This window comes from Novosphingobium sp. YAF33, assembly GCF_052113265.1.
GTDB lineage: Bacteria > Pseudomonadota > Alphaproteobacteria > Sphingomonadales > Sphingomonadaceae > Novosphingobium.
Window position 1 is genome coordinate 172262 of sequence record NZ_JBFRCW010000003.1, and the last position, 18154, is coordinate 190415.

General features: G+C 64.8%; 13 protein-coding genes and 3 tRNA genes. 12 read left to right on the forward strand and 4 right to left on the reverse strand.

Annotated elements, in window-relative coordinates; translation table 11 throughout:
* The first annotated feature begins 96 nt into the window (after positions 1-96).
* The 8 genes from AB4Z00_RS07975 to AB4Z00_RS08010 all read left to right on the forward strand — a co-directional run bounded on the left by AB4Z00_RS07975 (position 97) and on the right by AB4Z00_RS08010 (position 6322).
* The gene (locus AB4Z00_RS07975; protein WP_132262650.1) at positions 97-1143 is read left to right on the forward strand and encodes a rod shape-determining protein; all 1047 of its coding nucleotides are present in this window, start codon (positions 97-99) and stop codon (positions 1141-1143) included.
* Positions 1144-1275: 132 nt separating this feature from the next.
* Complete coding sequence (mreC, locus tag AB4Z00_RS07980) at positions 1276-2163, forward strand: rod shape-determining protein MreC (RefSeq protein WP_132262648.1); 888 nt, start codon at positions 1276-1278, stop codon at positions 2161-2163.
* Positions 2163-2711 (forward strand): rod shape-determining protein MreD, encoded by a 549-nt coding sequence (locus AB4Z00_RS07985; RefSeq protein WP_132262646.1) that lies wholly within the window; start codon positions 2163-2165, stop codon positions 2709-2711. The genes mreC and AB4Z00_RS07985 overlap by 1 nt, the downstream gene beginning before the upstream one ends.
* The gene (mrdA, locus tag AB4Z00_RS07990) at positions 2708-4816 is read left to right on the forward strand and encodes a penicillin-binding protein 2 (RefSeq protein WP_132262644.1); all 2109 of its coding nucleotides are present in this window, start codon (positions 2708-2710) and stop codon (positions 4814-4816) included. Before AB4Z00_RS07985 ends, mrdA begins: the two co-directional genes overlap by 4 nt.
* Positions 4816-5928, forward strand: coding sequence for a rod shape-determining protein RodA (rodA, locus tag AB4Z00_RS07995; protein WP_442045724.1), 1113 nt, complete (start codon positions 4816-4818; stop codon positions 5926-5928). The genes mrdA and rodA overlap by 1 nt, the downstream gene beginning before the upstream one ends.
* 113 nt (positions 5929-6041) lie before the next feature.
* A tRNA-Lys gene (locus tag AB4Z00_RS08000) sits at positions 6042-6117 on the forward strand.
* 25 nt (positions 6118-6142) lie between these two features.
* Positions 6143-6218, forward strand: a tRNA-Lys gene (locus AB4Z00_RS08005).
* Positions 6219-6246: 28 nt separating this feature from the next.
* A tRNA-Lys gene (locus AB4Z00_RS08010) sits at positions 6247-6322 on the forward strand.
* 81 nt (positions 6323-6403) lie between these two features.
* Here AB4Z00_RS08010 and AB4Z00_RS08015 read toward each other — a convergent pair.
* From AB4Z00_RS08015 to AB4Z00_RS08030, 4 genes are all read right to left on the reverse strand, one after another.
* Entirely contained in the window at positions 6404-6745 is a 342-nt protein-coding gene (locus AB4Z00_RS08015; protein WP_132262642.1) for a PilZ domain-containing protein, read from the reverse strand.
* A 75-nt stretch (positions 6746-6820) separates the two neighbouring features.
* Positions 6821-7030: a hypothetical protein gene (locus AB4Z00_RS08020; protein ID WP_314468913.1), complete on the reverse strand. Its 210-nt coding sequence runs from the start codon at positions 7028-7030 to the stop codon at positions 6821-6823.
* A complete protein-coding gene (locus AB4Z00_RS08025; protein WP_442045567.1) occupies positions 7030-11298 on the reverse strand; it encodes a translocation/assembly module TamB domain-containing protein in 4269 nt (1422 codons plus the stop codon). Before AB4Z00_RS08025 ends, AB4Z00_RS08020 begins: the two co-directional genes overlap by 1 nt.
* Positions 11298-13643: an autotransporter assembly complex protein TamA gene (locus AB4Z00_RS08030; protein WP_442045568.1), complete on the reverse strand. Its 2346-nt coding sequence runs from the start codon at positions 13641-13643 to the stop codon at positions 11298-11300. The genes AB4Z00_RS08025 and AB4Z00_RS08030 overlap by 1 nt, the downstream gene beginning before the upstream one ends.
* A gap of 152 nt (positions 13644-13795) precedes the next feature.
* On the opposite strand from AB4Z00_RS08030, the gene AB4Z00_RS08035 reads away from it, so the two are divergent.
* The 4 genes from AB4Z00_RS08035 to ribB all read left to right on the forward strand — a co-directional run bounded on the left by AB4Z00_RS08035 (position 13796) and on the right by ribB (position 18153).
* On the forward strand, positions 13796-14830 hold the full coding sequence (locus AB4Z00_RS08035) for a YihY/virulence factor BrkB family protein (RefSeq protein WP_442045569.1): 1035 nt from the start codon (positions 13796-13798) through the stop codon (positions 14828-14830).
* A gap of 199 nt (positions 14831-15029) precedes the next feature.
* Positions 15030-15872 (forward strand): coniferyl-alcohol dehydrogenase, encoded by an 843-nt coding sequence (locus AB4Z00_RS08040; protein WP_442045570.1) that lies wholly within the window; start codon positions 15030-15032, stop codon positions 15870-15872.
* A gap of 112 nt (positions 15873-15984) precedes the next feature.
* Positions 15985-16788, forward strand: a complete 804-nt coding sequence (locus AB4Z00_RS08045; protein WP_134092852.1) for a crotonase/enoyl-CoA hydratase family protein — start codon at positions 15985-15987, stop codon at positions 16786-16788.
* A 57-nt stretch (positions 16789-16845) separates the two neighbouring features.
* A complete protein-coding gene (ribB, locus tag AB4Z00_RS08050; protein ID WP_132262630.1) occupies positions 16846-18153 on the forward strand; it encodes a 3,4-dihydroxy-2-butanone-4-phosphate synthase in 1308 nt (435 codons plus the stop codon).
* Position 18154 lies beyond the last annotated feature (1 nt).

The window sequence follows — 18154 nt, forward strand, 5'->3', positions numbered from 1 at the left end:
GAATCGATGGGCTAAGGGGTCCCCTTCCATGCCAACCTGCCCTTCGCTCCATGGGGATTCCCTGTGACAAGCGCCGGGAAAGACAACGGATTACTGATGGCCTCGCCCTTCTCGCGATTCTTCAAACTCGGCTCACAGAACATGGCGATCGACCTTGGGACCGCCAACACGCTCGTCTACGTTCAGGACCGCGGAATCGTGCTGAACGAGCCCTCGGTGGTGGCCATCGAGACGCTCAACGGCGTGAAGAAGGTCAAGGCCGTCGGTGACGACGCCAAGATGATGATGGGCAAGACGCCCGACAACATCGAAGCCATCCGCCCGCTTCGCGACGGCGTCATCGCCGACATCGAGATCGCGGAAGAGATGATCAAGCACTTCATCCGCAAGGTGCACGGCAAGAAGAACCTGTTCCGCTACCCGGAAATCGTGATCTGCGTGCCCTCGGGCTCGACTTCGGTGGAACGCCGCGCGATTCGCGATGCCGCTTCGAACGCCGGCGCCAGCCAGGTCTACCTGATCCTCGAACCGATGGCCGCTGCGATCGGCGCCGACATGCCCGTCACCGAGCCGGTCGGCTCGATGGTCGTCGACATCGGCGGTGGCACCACCGAAGTCGCCGTGCTCTCGCTGCGCGGCCTCGCCTACACCACTTCGGTGCGCGTCGGCGGTGACAAGATGGACGAATCGATCGTTTCCTACGTGCGTCGCCATCACAATCTCCTGATTGGAGATGCCACGGCAGAGCGCATCAAGAAGGACTACGGCATCGCCGTCATGCCCGCAGACGGCATCGGCGAAACGATCCACATCAAGGGCCGCGACCTCGTGAACGGCGTGCCGAAGGAGATCACCATCTCCCAGGCGAACGTTGCCGAAGCGCTGGCAGAACCGATCGGCGCCATCGTCGAGGGCGTTCGCATCGCGCTTGAGAATACCGCGCCCGAACTGGCGGCCGATATCGTCGACCAGGGCATCGTGCTCACCGGCGGCGGCGCGCTGATCCAGGGCCTGGACGATTACTTGCGCGAAGAAACCGGCCTTCCGGTCAGCGTCGCCGAAGACCCGCTTTCCTGCGTCGCGCTCGGCACCGGCCGCGCGATGGAAGATCCGGTCTATCGCGGCGTGCTGATGTCCGCCTGAATTTCGCGCGGAGCGGCCGGTGCCCATGGCACCGCCGCTCCGTTCGATTCCCGGCGGCCTCGTCGTCGGCATTATTGACGGCCGCGCGGCAGTCCAAGGACGGCGCCGCCCCTACGAAGGAGTGCATGGCGCATGGCGCCGCCCGTAAACAGGCGCTCCAGCTATTCGCGTCGGGCGCAATACACCACGTTCCTCAGTTACACCGCAGGCGTGCTTGGCGCCGTGGTCGGACTGGCGCTCGTCGTGATCTCGCTCGTCAATCCGGAATTCTTCTCCACCCTCCGCGGATTGGCGGACGACGCGACCGAACCGGCCGCGCAAGTCTCCGCCGGTGGACGCGATCTCGGACGCGATGCCTGGGCCAATCTCTCCGGATTCTTCCATTCCGGAAGCGAACACGCGCGCGTCGAGCGTGAACTCGGTGAAGCCAAAGTGCGCCTTGTGGAAGCAAAGGCGGCGATGGCGGAGAACAAGCGGCTGAAGGACCTGATGGGGCTGTCCGAGCAGGACGGCGGCGCGGTCACTTATGCCCGGCTCACGGCCTCCACCAGCGCCAGTTCGCGCCGCTACGCCACGCTCGGCGCGGGGCGCGACCGCAATGTGACTTCCGGCATGCCGGTGCGCTCACAGATGGGCCTCGTCGGCCGCGTGCTGGAAGTCGGCTCGTCGAGCGCGCGAGTCCTGTTGGTTACCGACAGCGAAAGCGTCGTGCCGGTCCGCCGCGCAGCCGACGGCGTACCCGCCTTCGCGCAAGGCAATGGCGACGGCACCTTGCGCATCCGCCTCATCAACCTGGGCATCAACCCGCTCAAGAAGGGCGATGTGCTGGTAACCTCGGGCTCGGGCGGCCTTTACCGCCCCGGCACACCCATGGCGATCGTAACCGACCTGATACGCGACGGCGCCATCGCCCGCGTCTTGAGCAATCCCTCGGACACCGATTACGTGATGGTCGAAAAGAGCTGGGCGCCCCCCGCGCCCCCTCCCCCGGCAAATGACGGTACGGTCAAGAAACGCTGATGTTCCAGCGCAGCGCCTCCCGCTCCACCTCCCGGCAGCGCATCAACCATGCGCCTTCGCGGATTCTCGCCAGGGGATTCCCCTGGCTGACGATCATGCTGGGTTCGGTGGTGCCGGGCTGGTTCCTGATCGCCTCGGCGCCGGTCATGCCGCCGCTCGGCTTTTTGATCTATCTCGGCTGGCGGCAATTGCGCCCCGGCCTTCTGCCGATCTGGGCCGGTCTGCCGCTCGGCCTGTTCGACGATCTGTTCTCCGGCCAGCCCTTCGGCTGCGCGGTCCTGCTCTGGTCGGTCACCGCGATCGTTCTCGAGATCGTGGAACTGCGCCTTCCCTGGCGCAATTTCGTGACCGAATGGCTCATGGCCATGGGCCTGATCGTCGCCTATATATTCCTCTGCCTCGCCTTCGCGAACATCGCGGGCGCGTCGTCTCCCATTCGTGTCATCGTGCCGCAGGTCGTTATCTCCGTGCTTTCCTATCCGCTCGTCGGTCGAGTCGTTGCCATGTTCGATCGGATCCGGCTCGCGCCGATCGTGCTCCTGCGATGAAGATCAGCTTCAAGCGCTTCTTTCCGCAACGCCACGTCAGCGCGGGCACGCTTCGAAACAGTTTCGACCGGCGCAGCATCGTTCTGGGATCGATCCAGGGCGGCGTCGGCGTGCTGCTGGCGGCTCGCCTCGGCTATCTGGCGATTGCCCAGAACGCGAAATACGAGCTTCAGGCAGAGAGTAACCGCGTCAACCTGTCGCTGATACCACCCCGCCGCGGCTGGATTCTCGATCGCCACGGCACGCCGCTGGCTTCGAACCGCGCGGACTTCCGTGTCGACCTCATCCCGGAACGCGTTCAGGACGCGCCGCACACGATCCAGACCCTGGGCAAACTGCTCAACCTGACGCCGATCGCGATGCAGGACCTGGAGGACAAGCTGGAACGCGCCCGGCGATTCGCGCCGGTCGAAGTCGCCAGCGGTCTTGACTGGGATACGTTCGCGGCTGTCAGCGTGCGCCTGCCCGACCTTCCGGGCGTCGTCACCCAGCGCGGTTTCTCGCGGTTCTACCCGCAGGGTCCTTCGGTTGGGCACCTGATCGGCTATGTCGGCCCCGCCTCGGCGGAAGAATATGAAAAGGACCGCGACCCGGTTCTGATCACGCCGGGCTACAAAGTGGGCAAGGACGCGCTCGAGAAGTTCTACGAGAAGGACCTGCGCGGCAAACCCGGCGCTCGCCGCGTCGAAGTCACCGCTTCGGGCCGGATCGTGCGCGATCTCGACACGCGCGAGGACGTTCCCGGCAAGACGCTGAAGCTCACCATCGACGCCGACATTCAGGACTACGCCTCCCGGCGAATCGGCCCCGAATCGGCCGCCGTCGTGGTGATGGACTGCCAGACCGGCGACATCCTTGCGATGTGCTCGATGCCCAGCTTCGACCCCAACAGCTTTTCCGATGGTATCGGCCGTCTCGAATGGAAGATGCTGTCGGACGACGACCATGTGCCGCTGCGCAACAAAGTGCTGCGCGGGCTCTATCCGCCGGGCTCGACCGTCAAGCCGATGGTCGCGCTGTCCTTCATGGAAGCCGGGCTGGACCCTAACGAATCGGTGTTCTGCGGCGGCGGCCTGCGCGTCGGCAACCGCGTGTTCCACTGCTGGAACCACCGCGGTCACGGCCAGGTCAACATGGCCAAGGGCATCTACCAGAGCTGCGACGTTTACTTCTATCACTTCGCCCAGCGAATCGGCATGGACCCGATCGCGGCGATGGCCGGCCGGCTTGGCCTTGGCCATGACTTCCCGCTGCCGGTCTCGGGCCAGTCCTACGGCACGGTGCCGAACCCGGCCTGGAAGCTGAAGAAATACGGCAAGGAATGGCAGACCTTCGATACGGTCAACGCCACGATCGGTCAGGGCTACTTCCTGGTCAATCCGCTGCAACAGGTGATCCAGGCTTCCCGTCTGGCCAGCGGCAGGATCATCATGCCGCGCCTGGTTCACGGGCACGAGCAGGAAGTCGCGCCTTCGCTAGGCATTCCCGACGATCACCTTGCCTATGTGCGGCAGGCCATGTCCGATGTTGCCAATGGCCCGGGCTCCGCGCCTCACGCGCGCCTGCCGTTCCCGGATATCAAGCTCGCCGGCAAGACGGGTACGGCGCAAGTCGTCGGCCTCAACGTCGGCAGCGGCAAAGGCGGCCTCTGGAAGCATCGCGACCACGGCCACTTCATCTGCTTCGCACCGTTCGACAATCCGCGCTTTGCCTGCTCGGTCGTGGTGGAGCACGGCGGCGGTTCCGGATCCGCCTATCCCATCGCGCGCGACGTGCTGACGTACGTCTTCGACAAGCAGAAGGGCATGGATGTCCTGACCGAGTTGGAGAAGAAGTGGGGCGGCACGCCCAAGGAGCGGCTCGAGGCACGCTATCGCACTTACTCCGCGCAATATGGCGTCGGTGCTCCCGCCGTTTCGGCCGAGGAGGAAAACCGCAAGCTCCAGGGCGATGACGCTCCGCAGGATCCGGCACAGCCGATCGTGCGCGATGCCGCTTCTCCGGCGCCTGAGCCCGATGCGGCCGATCAGCCCGCGGCCCCGGCGCCTGCGGCCACGCCTTCGCCAACCCCTGCCCCGGGCAATTCCGGAGGGAATCCGCAATGATCACGCGATCGATCGTTCCCGACGCCATCGCCCGGCAGCCGTGGCACATGCTGATCCCGCTGGCCGGGCTGGTCTCGCTGGGGGCGGCAGTTCTCTATTCGGCGGCGGGCGGCAGCCTGCAGCCTTATGCGCTCAGCCATGTCATGCGATTCGTGATCTTCCTGGGCATGGCGATCGTCATCTCCCGGTTCAGCCGCGATTTCTTCCGCATGGCGGCCTATCCGGTCTACGGCGCAATCGTCGTGCTGCTCGTGCTTGTCGAGGCCATCGGCGCCGTTGGTGGCGGTAGCCAGCGCTGGCTCAACCTGGGGTTCATGACGCTTCAGCCGTCCGAACTGATGAAAYCGGCCATCGTCCTCGTCCTGGCGCGTTTCTACGAGACCTTGCCCCATGCCATGACCGCCAGTTGGCGCGGTCTCGTACCGGCAGGCGTCCTGATCGGCATTCCCGCGCTCTTCGTGATGATCCAACCCGATCTCGGCACGGCCCTGGCGATCTGCTTCGGCGGCGCGGTGACGATGTTCCTGGCCGGCCTGCCGCTGTCCTGGTTCATCGGCGCGGGCATGACCGGCGCCATCGCCGCGCCGATCGCCTTCTTCACCCTGCTGCACGACTATCAGCGCAACCGCGTACTGGTGTTCCTCGACCCCGAGAGCGATCCGCTGGGAACGGGCTATCACATCACCCAGTCCAAGATCGCGATCGGATCCGGCGGGTTCTTCGGCAAGGGATTCGGCAACGGATCGCAGAGCCACCTGCAATACCTGCCCGAATCGCATACCGACTTCGTCTTCGCGACGATGGCCGAGGAATGGGGCATGCTCGGCGGTCTCTTCGTGCTCTTCGTTTTTGCAGTCGTGTTGTCGTGGGGCCTGCGCGTCGCCAGGCGCGCGCCTGATCGGTTCTCCAGCCTGCTGGCAGCCGGCATGGCGGCGACGATCTTCTTCTACGTCGCCATCAACCTGATGATGGTCATGGGCCTGGCCCCGGTGGTGGGGATTCCCCTGCCCTTCATGAGCCATGGCGGCACCTCGATGCTCACCAACATGATCTGCCTCGGCACGTTGATGGCTGTGAACCGGTGGAATCGGCGTCCCGGATCAATCTCGTAAAATAAGTCGAATTTTCCGCTTCCCATCCTCAAAACAGACGCTATAGGAGCCTCTCCGCCGCCGGGGAGGTCCACCAAGACTTCCCGCAACGGCAGCCCAGGTCAGGGCAGTGTGGACGCATAGCTCAGTTGGTAGAGCAGCTGACTCTTAATCAGCGGGTCCTTGGTTCGAGCCCAAGTGCGTCCACCATTCCTGTCCTTACGCGGAAACGCGTGGACGCATAGCTCAGTTGGTAGAGCAGCTGACTCTTAATCAGCGGGTCCTTGGTTCGAGCCCAAGTGCGTCCACCATTTCCGTACCTTACGCGGCAACGCGTGTGGACGCATAGCTCAGTTGGTAGAGCAGCTGACTCTTAATCAGCGGGTCCTTGGTTCGAGCCCAAGTGCGTCCACCACCGCCTCCTCCCACCTTTCAAAGCGACAGCCCGGTCGTAGCGGATACCCCTACAGCAGCGTCACACACCCGCGTGGTGTCGTCACGCCTGGGTTGTCGATGCCGCCCGGCGCGTTACCGGGATGCCGTAAAGCCGCGCGAGATCCTCGATGGATTGCCGGCGAACCGGCGCCAGGAACTCCAGGCCCACCCGGCCATCGCGCACCCAGCGCACTTCCGCCTCGATCGCCTTGAGATTGGCCATGCGCAGTGCGACGCGCTGGGTGACGACGAAATCGCCGTCATTCCCCACGATGCAGCAGCCGCCTTCTGAGATGTCGGCCAACTCCACGCCGAAGACGTGCCAGCTGGACTTGCGGCAACGTGCCTCAAGCAGGACGTGATGGCGCGGATTGAGCCTCCCGCAATCGTCCCTTACCTGCATTGTCACTCCTGTTGGCAGCCAAGGGAGGACCCCTAGCAGCCACAGGTAAACCGCAGGTTGCCTCCCGAGTGGTTTCTAGCGGGCTTCTGGATTGCCTGACGCTTGCGTGCCTGCCTGAAGACCGCCGGCCTGCGACGTTGCCGAGGCGGAGATCTGGGCATCGATCTCCTTGGCACGCTGGCTGACTTTCTCGCTGGCAGCGTCGTAGCGTTCCTCGAAGCTCGGCTCCTTGTGGCAGGCGGCGAGCATCGCCAGACCTGCCACTGCGATCACACCCCGCCGCATCAGTAATCCTTCTTGATGCGGATGTTGAGGCTGTTCACGCCCGAACCGCCGGCTTGGCTCAGTACCGACAGCCACTTCGTCACGCTGACCTCGAGCTGGGTGGCGGTGAAGCCGCGCGCGTCGGTAATCAGTTCGACGTAGATATCGTCCGTCAGGTACTGGCCTGCCGCAAGCGCAGTACCGCGTCCACTGGCCTCATCGGGGCTCAGGATGCGCAGGCGGTCGATGCCTGCGGCCGAACGCAGCTTGCCGAGCGGGTTGATGCCGCCGCCGGTGGCCCGCAGCGAGTTGAGCGACGATGCCAGTTGCACCGCCTGGATCGCCGACAGGTTCTCGATGGAACTGCCGAAGAGGATGCGCGAGAGCACTTCGTCCTGCGGCAGCGCCGGAACCGAGCTGAACTCGATCTGCGGATTGTAGGCCCGGCCGCTGACGGTGACCGTGACTTCCACATCCTCGATCGATTCAGTGGCCGTGATGGCCACGGTGGGATCGATCGTCTGGCCGCCGTTGAACGAGATCAGGCCGTCGGACAGTTCGAAGGACTTGCCGGCGAAGCCCAGGGTGCCCCGCACCAGCTTGACCTCACCGGCCATGCTGGGCGCGGAACTCGTGCCACTCAGGCGGAAATCGGCGCTCCATTCGGATTCCAGGCCCATTCCCGAGACATAAAGCTTTTCCGGAGCCCGCAGACGCAAGTCCAGCCTGACGGAGGAAAAGGCGCTGCTGATCTGCGCCGCCTGCTCGTCGCCGGAGACGCGCGTCGGCCCGGAGCGGGGCTTGAAGCGCACGCCGGTGAGATGCGGCACGTCGACCGCGCCCTGGCGGACGATCTCGTAGCGCGTTTCCGGCAGGCGCAAGTCGCCCGTCAGCAGTGCCGTTTCGCCTGCGCGCTTGGTCAGGTTGAGAGTGCCGGTGGCGCTGGCCGAAAGCGAATCGCTGCGGGCTAGCCGCGCGCCGTTCAGCTTCACGTTGAGATCCATCGGATAGCCCGCGTCCGAAGCGAGGCTGAGGCGGCCGTTGGCGCTCACCGTACCGCTACCTGCATTGGCGTTCAGCGAGGTCAGTTCGAACGAGTTGCCGCTGAATTTGCCGTCCAGCGTCATGTTGGTGAGGCGGGTGCCGAAGGCCTGATACTCATAGGTCAGGTCCTTGCCCTTGACGAGACCGGTTATGCACGGGTCCGAAACGCGGCAGGAGAAGTCCGCCGCCAGCCCGACCGATCCGGTGAGGGTCTGCCCCGGCTGCCCGGCGAAGGAAAACAGCGTGTCGGCCGGTCCGTTATAGCGGATGCCGCCACCCAGCGGCGCCTGCAGCAGACGCGTGGTCCAGGCGCCCTCGCCCGGAGGCAGCGGGCGCAAGCTGGCGACCAGGCGGCCGATCACGCTGCCCTGCTTCCGGAACACCGCGCGCGCCTCGCCGCCATCGGGCAGCAGCTTGCCGACGAAATTGATGTCGACCGGCTGGCTCACCGTGCTGGAACTGGTGCGGGTGAAGTTCACCAGGCTCATGCGGGCATCGGCGCGCGGGAAGGCCGTGGAACTGGCCTGCTCGAAATCGAAGCTGCCGCTGGCCTTGCCGCCCAGGCCGTAGCCGGGAACGAAGGCGTTCACGAGTGCGACGTCGACATTTTCGAGCCGGCTCTGGATCTTCATGCCGGCGCCGTAAGTGCCGGCGATCTTGGCCGTACCCGATCCGAAGGCAATGGTGGTGGGCAGAAGCTCGTAGCCGCCGTCCTTGGGAACGATCCGCGCCGGGGACTGCGTGTTGAGCTGGAGCCCGCGCACACGCCCCTGCAAGGCCACACGCCAGAGTTCCGGCGTGAGATCGGCATTGAGGGCGACACGGAACGGCACGCCGCTCACGCCTTCGACCAGGCCCTTGGCCTTGCCGCGTCCATCGCGGTAATCGACCAGGACGCGCGCGGCGGCGATGTCCACGGCACCGAACGAAGTACCTGCCAATTGTGCGTCCGCGACGACGCTGGGCTTGTCGTAGAGCACCGCGCGGCCGTCGACGATGGCCGAACCGATCGTGAGGTTTGCCGGTCCGGGGAAGACCGCGTCCTTGGCGCGCAAGTTGAAATCGACGGCCTGGTACTTGCCCTCGGCATCAAGCTGCAAGGCACCGCCGATGCCGTTGCCGGTCGCGGTCAACTGGCCTGCGAAAGGCCCGGCCTTGGTTTGAACCATCCGGCCGGCGAAGGCGACACCGGACAGATCTGCGCTGTTGATGTCGACTGACAGCTGCGAGCCCATGCCGAGCGATACGTCCGCCTTGAGCGGCCCGTAGTCGGTATCGCCGGTCATGTCGAAGCGGTAGCCGCCGCGAATGCCGGTGATGCGGGCATCGAGGTTCGCCAGACCGATGCCGAGGCCCGGCCGCTCAGCCGTGACATGAGCGTCGGGGTTGGCGATGGTGCCAGTCACGCGCACGCCGATGGCGCCGTAGCGACTGGAACTGCCGCGCGCCGCAAGGGAAATACGGCCATTGGGCGACCAGCTCCCCTGCCCGCCGCTGACCTTCAACTCAGGGGCATTCAACTGCAGCGAGGAGAACCGCACGACGCCGTCCGGTCCATAGTGGACCCGCGACGAGGCCGCGAAATTGCCGCCCAGATACGTCTGCAGACTGTCGTTCAGCAATTTGGTGGACCGGGCCCGCACGGTGCCATCCAGCGCAAAGCCGCTGCCCTCGCTCTTGAGGTCCATATTGGTGCGGATGTTGAAGATGCCGACGCTATCGAGCCGGTAATTGTCGATCTTTCCGTCGATCGCGCCGGTATAGAAGCCCTTGCTGACATCCGCGACGAGGATCAGCCCCGCATCGATGCGATCCGAGCGCAGCCGCATATTGTCGGAAAGGACACGGGCGCCATCGATGGCGAGGTCTCCGTCCATCCTGACATTGGCAAGCTGCCCGCCGGCCACGGTGTCGAGGCCGGTGATCCGCTGCACGCGCGCGGAGACGGGAATGAGGATCTTGTCCGCATCGACCCGCGCCGCGCCGCTGGCGGTAAGGCGTTCGAGGCCCATGTCGTTCATCACCACGCGCGCGGCATTGATGCGATAGGCGACCTTGGGCGTCGTGAAGGCACCGTCCAGTGCCAGCGAAGCGGTCAGTCCCGCACCGCTGAGGTTGGGCGCGATGGCCGCCGGCTTCAACAGGGCGAAATCGAGCTTGAGGTCTTCGAAACTGTTGGACGAAAGATCGACGATGCCGTTCGGCGCCAGCGTGAACGCATCGCTCCAGACGCGCCCGGTCACTTTCGCCCGCCGCTGGTCGAGCGCGGCGGTTATGTCGAGATTGGTGATCGGTCCCAGCAGGCTGGCGGTCGGTCCGGTTACGAGCCGGGCCACGCGGGTCGGGCCCTTGATCGTGAAGGTGCCGTCGCGCGCGGTAAGATCGAGATTGGCCAGGTCGCCGCCGCCGAGATCGGCGTCCAGCTTGCCGTTCCAGGCTTTCCAGTCGCCCTTGCCGCCCAGCTTCAGGCGAAGCGGCTGCTTGAGGCCGCCCAGCGCGGCGATGACACCGCCGGTCGGCGCATCCAGATCGACATCGATGGCCAACCGGTTTTTCGCCGGTACCGCGTCGAGCATCAGGTTGAAGCGGTCTCCGCCCTGCTTGCCCTCGATGGCGATCGTGCCGCCCTTCGCCGTGACTTGCGCGCGGCCGTCTGAAATGTGGGCCTTGCCGTCGATGGTGACGATGCGGCGATTGCCGGAAACGCGCGGTTCGGCAATGAACCGGTCGATGCGCAGCTGCCCGATATCGATGTCGATATCAGGCAAGAGCGGCGCGTTGCTTGGCGGGGTGGGTTGGAATTTCGGCGCCCGGCGCAGAACCATGCGCTGCGCGGTGGCGCTGCGCACGTCGACGTGATTGCTGAGATAGGCGAAGGGCCGCCAATCGACGTCGATTTCCGGCGAGAACAGGAACTCGCCTTGCGGGTCGCTCACCGAAAGGTCGTGCAAAGTCATTCGCCGGTATAGCGAACCCTCGATGCGGCCGACCTTGATCCGCATGCCGTTCTCGAACTGCAGTCCGGCGATCTGCTCGGCCACGAAGCGGTGGCCCGGGCCGGTGTCGATACCGAAGATGACCGCCGCGACCAGCACGACCGTGCCGAGGACGAGGCCGACGACCGTCTTCAGGGCGCGAATTCGCACCCGCCGCCATAGCGAAGGCCTGGGAGAAGCCTCTGGCGTGCCGGTCTCTGCCGTGTTTTCCGGTTCGTCGGCCGGGATCATGGTGTCATTGTCCGACATCAGAATGCCTGTCCGATCGAAACATAGAGATTGAAGCGAGACTCACCGGGCTGGCGGTTGATCGGCGTGGCGACGTCGAGACGCACCGGACCGAAATTGGTGTAGAAGCGGCCGCCGATGCCCACGCCGTAGCGCAAGTTGTTGAATTGCGGCATCGTCTCGCGATAGGCCTGACCGGCGTCCACGAATGCGACGACGCCGTAATTGCCGAAGCGATAGCGCGCCTCGACCGAGCCTTCGTTAAGGCTGCGGCCGCCCACGGCCGTACCGTCCGGCGCCTGTTCGCCCAGCGCCTGATAGGCATAGCCGCGCACCGAACCGCCGCCGCCCGCATAAAGACGGCGGGACGGCGCGATGTCGAACAGGCCGGCCCCCTGGATGGTGCCGAAGCGTACGCGCCCGGCCAGCACCAGGCTGTCCATCACCGGATAATAGGCCGAAGCATCGACACGCGCACGAACGTAAGGATCGAAGCCGTTGCGAACGGTGGCTTCGGGCTGGATCAGCGTGGTCAGGCGATAGCCCTTGGTCGGATCGAGCAGGCTGTCGGTCTGATCGAGGCCGATCTGGCCATTGACGCCCGCCACATAATACAGCTTGCGGTCGCGGTCGCCCGTGGCGGGGTTGTAGTCGGTTTCCGCCGTGGCCAGGAACTCGACACCGAAGGCATAAGTATACTTCTTTTGCCAGATCGGCGTCGAATCCCGCGCGACACGGGCGGCAATGCGGCCGGTGTAGGCGCTGTACGCGTCGTAATCGTTATGAAACGCCTCAGCCACGAGTTCGAAGGTCCGGTCGCGCTTGCCCGCGTTGGAGCGACGGAAGGTGACGCCGGCGCCCTGCTGCCGCGTACCGGCGATGACCTTGCCGATCAGCGCGCCTTCCGGGGGGAACATGTTGCGGTGAGTCCAGGTCGCCTGGGCAGTGACGCCCTCGCCCGTGGCATAGCCTACCGAGCCTGCAATCGTGCGCGGCGGCCCGGCCGTCTGCTGGACGTGGAGCGTGACATATTCGGTATCGTCAGGCGCGGCGTCGCCGGTCTTGCGCGGCTCCACCGAGACGGTCGAGAACAGGCTCGTCGCCACCAGGGCCTTGCGCAAGTCGTCCACCTTGCGGCTGTCGTAAAGTTCGCCGCGCTTGAAGCGGGCGAGCACGCCAATGTGCTCGGCATCGAAAGCCTGCTTTCCGGCCGTCGTGAAGCCGCCGAAGCGGCCCCGCGGCCCGACATCCACCGGCAGGGTATAGACACCCTCGGCGGTATCCTGGTCGAGCAGGATGTCGCGGTCGCCCACTTTGGCGAAGGCATAGCCGTTCTCAGGCAAGGCCAGTGCGACTTGCGCCTCGGCGCCCTGCACCCGCTCGGCGACGATCGGTTCGCCCACCTTGAGCGACAAGTTCTTGGCGATGAGGTCGCTGGGCACGGTGGGATCGGCCTTCACGACGATGTCCGAGAAGGAATAGCGCTTGCCGGGCACCACTTTGAGCACGGCGACCAGCGGCGGACCGTCCGTGCCGTCCGGCGTCCGCTCGACACGGGTGGTGACAATCGGGGAGTACCAGCCCTCGGAGGAGAGCACCGTCTGCATCAGCGTGGCGTCTTCGGTCAGGCGCGCATTGACCATGGCCAGGTTCGCAGCCTTGCCATCGCCCTTCTTGAGCGCCGAATGCGAGCGGAATTCGCTGCGCATGTCGGTCTCGGTATCGCCGTCCGCATCGTCCAGACCGTCGATCCGGGTCTGGTAGGCAACCTCGACTTCCTTGTTGTCGTCCTTCTTCTCGGCGAACTGGACCGGCGTCACTTCGAACTGGTCGATCGGCGGCAGCGGTGCGTTCAGTTCCGCATCGCGGACCGGAGCATCGCCGATTTCCTCGTTGACATCGCCATCCGAAAGCGCGGGGTCACCCAAAGGCGCGGCCTGGCCTTCCTGCGGCTTGGCATCGGTCTGGTCGGACGCCATGCGACGCTCGAAGGCTTCGATCGATTCAAGCGGCTTGTCGAGTTCGGGATCGTCCTGCGAATCGAGCTTCGGGATCGCCTGGTTGAATTCGTCATCGGGGATGACCGGCTTCACCTCGGGCAAGGCGACATTGGCCGGCGGATGCGGGATGACGAGCTTGCCGGCCTGCACCTGATCGTCGTCCGGCACCGAGGCCGTCTCGGCAGAGGACCCGGCAGAGGACTGGGCCTCCGTACGCGACGTGGTCTGGGCGGATGGGCGCCCCCCCTCGTCCTGCGCGCGTGCCGGAGCGACCGACAGCGCCAGAAGAACGGAAATCGTGGCAAGTCCCGCACCGTCGCGCAGCGAAAGGGAACAAGCCGGCTTTTGATCGATTAGCCAAGGCATGAGCAGCGCGATGTAACACCCCCTGTCGAGAATGGGCAACAGGCCCCCTCGTGGAATACCCTATCGCATTGCAACAGCGAAAGTTCCCTGCCGCAAGTGGGTAAGCAATGAAATCTGACGAAGGAACATCGACGTCAACCGTCAAGGACGAGATGTCGACACAGTCCGCGCCGAAACCGCTCGGAACCGACGCAAATGCCCCCTGGCAGATTCCGGGCAGGGCCTGGTGGAAGATCCTCAAGCGCGTCTACGTGATGAGCGGCTTCCATGAGCTTGGCCTGCTTTCCGCGGGGCTGGCATTCTACTGCTTCCTGGCATTGACGCCGCTGATCGGTGCGACGGTGATGATCTACGGCCTGTTCGGCAACGTGGAGACGGTGCATGCCCAGATGCAGAGCATCGTCGAGGTGGTTCCGCCGGAAGTGGCGCGCATGCTGGAGCAGCAGCTCGTGCAGATCGTCACCACCAGTCGCGGGGTGACCGGGTTTGCCCTGCTGATCGCGCTCTTCTTCGCGATATTCGGCGGCATGCGTGCGGCCAACGGGATGATCAGCGCGCTCAACATCATCAATGAGGAGCGCGAGACCCGTGGTACCGTCTCGCTAACACTGCGGGCCGTGGGCCTCACGGTTTCCGCCGTGCTCATCGCCTTGACCGGCGTGCTGTCGGGCGGTGTGTTTGCCTGGCTGCAGACCCAGACCAGCGTTTTCCTGGGCGACGCCACGGCCATCCTGTTCAAGTGGCTCACCTGGGTCGCCGCCGTGGCGCTGGGCAGCGGCGGCTTCGCGCTGATCATGCGCTATGGTCCGGACCGCAGCCCGGCGAAGTGGCGCTGGCTGGCGCCCGGCTCCCTGCTGGCAACTCTGCTATGGATCGCCGTCTCGTTCGGGTTCTCCCTCTATGTGGCCTATATCAGCGACTACAACGCGACGTACGGTTCGCTGTCGGCCATCGTCGTCTTCCTCATGTGGCTCTACCTGTCCGCTTACGGCGTATTGCTTGGCGCACTCGTGAATGCCGAGATCGAGCGGCAGACTTACTGCGATACCACCACGGGGCCCTCCCTGCCCGCCGGCGAGCGCGGGGCTGTGCTGGCAGACGTAATCGACAACCGCGTCCCTTCTGCCTCCGAACTCGATCGTCACAAGCGCCGCAAGGCCGAGCAGGTTCGCGGCCAGGTCGACTAATCGAGTCACCTTCCCTTCCGGCCGCCCGTCATGTCCCATCGCCGGTGCGTCATCGTGCCGGCGATCAGCCCTTCAGGCAGTTGATGACGGCGCCTTTCTCGGACTAGCTACAGCCCGATATCGCGCGGCAAGAAGCGCAAGGCTTCGTCACCCGGACTCCGTCCGCAGCAGTGGCCCGCAGGAGAGGAAGGACAGCGAGATGACCAAGGTTCAAGGGCAAGACGTTCTCGGATACCAGGGCAAGCGCGTGATCGTCAGCGGCTGCTTCTCGGGCATGGGCGAAGCGACGGCACGGATGCTGGTGGATCTCGGCGCCGAAGTGCACGGGTTCGACTTCAAGCAAAGCGCCGTTCCCATGGCCTCGTTCACGCAGATCGACTTGCGCGATCCCGCGACGATCGAAGCGGCGGTGAACGGCGTCGGCGGCAAAGTCGACGCCTTGTTCAACTGCGCGGGCCTTCCGGGCGGCGGCGGTTTTCCCGCGCTCGACGTGATGAAAGTCAATTTCCTCGGCACCCGCCATCTTACCGATAAAGTCGTGCCGCTGATGGGCGAAGGCGGGGCCATCGTCTCGATCGCGTCGACCGGTGGCCTCGGCTGGAGCCGCCGCATCCCCGTGCACATGCAGCTTCTGGCCACGCAGGGCTTCGATGCGGGTCTCGCCTGGTGCGACGCCAATCTCGACCAGGTGGCCGAAGGTTACGCCTTCTCGAAGGAAGCGGTGATCGTCTGGACCCAGTTCATGGGCGCCCAGCTCATCAAGAAGGGCATCCGCATCAACTGCTCGCTTCCCTCGCCCACGCAGACGCCGATGATGGCGACCTTCCATGCCACCTCGGGCAAGGATGTGGTGGACGCCGCCGCAGAGCCGCTGGGCCGCTACACCACGCCCGAAGAACAGGCCGGTCCCCTCGTGCTAGTCAATTCGAAGCTTGCGGGCGTCGTCAACGGCATCGTCATGCCCGTGGACGGCGGGTTCATGGGCGGCCTGGTCACCGGTCAGGTGGACATCTCCAGGATGATGAGCAAGCAGCCCGCCTGACGCGGACCCGTTTGGGCATTACCGAAAAAGGGGCGGGACGTCGCGGCGTCCGGCCCCTTTTCCCTATGCGTCAACCTGCTAAGGCATGCGCAAACGGAGAAGGATAGAGCGCATGGAAGAAGCGGTACTTTACGACATCGACGGCGAAGGGATCGTCACGCTCACGCTGAACCGGCCGGACATGCGCAATCCCATTTCGGATCCCGAAGTGATCGAAGGCCTGCTCGCGGCGCTGGAAAGGCTGGACAGCGATCCGGCCGCCCGGGTGGCGATCCTGACCGGCGCCGGGAAGGGCTTTTCCTCAGGCGGCAACATCAATGAGATGAAGCCGGGCGGCAACGTCAACGGCGGCGTGCCGATCCGCACCCGCCTCAACTACAAGCGCGGAATTCAACGCCTGCCCCTCGCCTTTTCCAAGCTGGAAGTGCCGGTGATCGCCGCCGTCAACGGCGCAGCGGCCGGCGCGGGCTGCGATCTTACCTGTATGTGCGACCTTCGCATCGCCGGGGAGAGCGCGCGCTTTGCCGAAAGTTTCGTGAAAATCGGCCTGATCGCAGGCGATGGTGGTTCCTGGCTGCTTCCCCGCGTGGTCGGATGGTCGAAAGCCGCGGAAATGGCGCTCACCGGCGACATGATCGACGCTGCCGAGGCCCTCGCTTGTGGGCTGGTCTCCAAAGTGGTGCCCGACCATCTCCTCATGGACGAAGCGCGCGCCCTCGCCCGGCGTATCGCCGCCAATCCGCCTCACGCGGTGCGCATGACCAAGCGCCTGCTGTGGGAAGGTCGTCGCAGCGATCTGGCGACGCTGCTGGAAATGGCCGCCGCCATGCAGTCCGCCGCCCACGCGACGGACGATCACGCCGAAGCGGTCGAAGCGTTCCTGGAAAAGCGCAAGCCGGTGTTCAAAGGGTCTTGAATTTCGATGTGATCGGTTCATATGGAAATCACATTGAAATGTGAGAATGGATTTCCAATGGCTGGTAATGTGATCGAACAGGTCCGCAGGCTCGTGAACGAGGGTGGCATGAGCAGGGCCGGCCTCGCCCGCGCCGCCGGGCTTCACGCCAATACCCTGCGTGATTGCACCGAGCCTGACTGGAATCCCACTGCCGACACGCTGACCAAGCTCGAACGCTTCCTCCTTTCGAACGACGACCGTCCGGTCCTCGTGCCGATCGAGGAAATCATCGACGAAGCGCGCAATGGCCGCATGTTCATCCTGGTCGACGACGAGGACCGCGAGAACGAGGGTGACCTTGTGATCCCGGCGCAGATGGCCACACCGCAGGCGATCAATTTCATGGCGACCCATGGCCGCGGATTGATCTGCCTGACGCTCACCAGCCAGCGCGTCGAGGAACTCGGCCTAGACCTGATGAGCCAGCACAACGGCACGCGTCACGAGACGGCATTCACGATCTCCATCGAAGCGCGCGAAGGCGTGACCACGGGCATTTCGGCAGGCGACCGCGCGCGCACCATTTCAGTCGCGATCGACGGCACCAAGACCAAGGCCGATATCGTCACCCCCGGCCACGTCTTCCCGCTGCGTGCCCGCGACGGCGGCGTGCTCGTCCGCACCGGCCACACCGAGGCCGCAGTCGACATCTCCCGCCTTGCCGGCCTCAATCCTTCGGGCGTGATCTGCGAGATCATGAAGGATGACGGCACCATGGCGCGCATGGACGACCTCATCGGTTTCGCGCGCATTCATGACCTGAAGATCGGCACGATCCGCGATCTCATCGCCTATCGCCGCAAGCACGATCGCATGGTCGAGAAGAAGAACGAGATCACGTTCCAAAGCCGCTACGGCGGCCAGTGGCTGGCTCGCAGCTACTTCAACAAGGCCACCGGCGAAGAGACCATGGCGCTGATCAAGGGGCGTATCGACCCCGCCAAGCCTACGCTCGTGCGGATGCACACGCTGTCGATGTTCGTGGACGTGCTGGGCGAGGATTCCAGCGACCGCGGCGCCCTGCTGCACCGCTCGATGGAAATGATCGCCGAAGAGGGCTCCGGGGTGATCGTCGTCATCAATCGCCAGATGACCGGTGCGATCTCGCGCGTCATGGATATCAAGCATCAGTTCCGCGCCGGTGAAAACCCGGACCTTGAGGAACTGCGCGATTATGGAGTAGGCGCCCAGATCCTGGCCGAACTCGGCATCCACGACATGATCCTGCTGACCAATACCCATCACTCGCTCGTCGCATTGGAAGGCTACGGCCTGAACATCGCCGGCGAACGCCCCATCCCCGCCTCCGAAGGAGCGAACTGAC

Bases quoted from the DNA above. Each gene is read 5' to 3' on its own strand.
- AB4Z00_RS07975 (WP_132262650.1), top strand. From the start codon at position 97: ATGGCCTCGCCCTTCTCGCGATTCTTCAAACTCGGCTCACAGAACATG.
- mreC (WP_132262648.1), top strand. From the start codon at position 1,276: ATGGCGCCGCCCGTAAACAGGCGCTCCAGCTATTCGCGTCGGGCGCAA.
- AB4Z00_RS07985 (WP_132262646.1), top strand. From the start codon at position 2,163: ATGTTCCAGCGCAGCGCCTCCCGCTCCACCTCCCGGCAGCGCATCAAC.
- mrdA (WP_132262644.1), top strand. From the start codon at position 2,708: ATGAAGATCAGCTTCAAGCGCTTCTTTCCGCAACGCCACGTCAGCGCG.
- AB4Z00_RS08015 (WP_132262642.1), bottom strand. From the start codon at position 6,745: ATGCAGGTAAGGGACGATTGCGGGAGGCTCAATCCGCGCCATCACGTC.
- AB4Z00_RS08020 (WP_314468913.1), bottom strand. From the start codon at position 7,030: ATGCGGCGGGGTGTGATCGCAGTGGCAGGTCTGGCGATGCTCGCCGCC.
- AB4Z00_RS08025 (WP_442045567.1), bottom strand. From the start codon at position 11,298: ATGTCGGACAATGACACCATGATCCCGGCCGACGAACCGGAAAACACG.
- AB4Z00_RS08030 (WP_442045568.1), bottom strand. From the start codon at position 13,643: ATGCCTTGGCTAATCGATCAAAAGCCGGCTTGTTCCCTTTCGCTGCGC.
- AB4Z00_RS08035 (WP_442045569.1), top strand. From the start codon at position 13,796: ATGTCGACACAGTCCGCGCCGAAACCGCTCGGAACCGACGCAAATGCC.
- AB4Z00_RS08040 (WP_442045570.1), top strand. From the start codon at position 15,030: ATGACCAAGGTTCAAGGGCAAGACGTTCTCGGATACCAGGGCAAGCGC.
- AB4Z00_RS08045 (WP_134092852.1), top strand. From the start codon at position 15,985: ATGGAAGAAGCGGTACTTTACGACATCGACGGCGAAGGGATCGTCACG.
- ribB (WP_132262630.1), top strand. From the start codon at position 16,846: ATGGCTGGTAATGTGATCGAACAGGTCCGCAGGCTCGTGAACGAGGGT.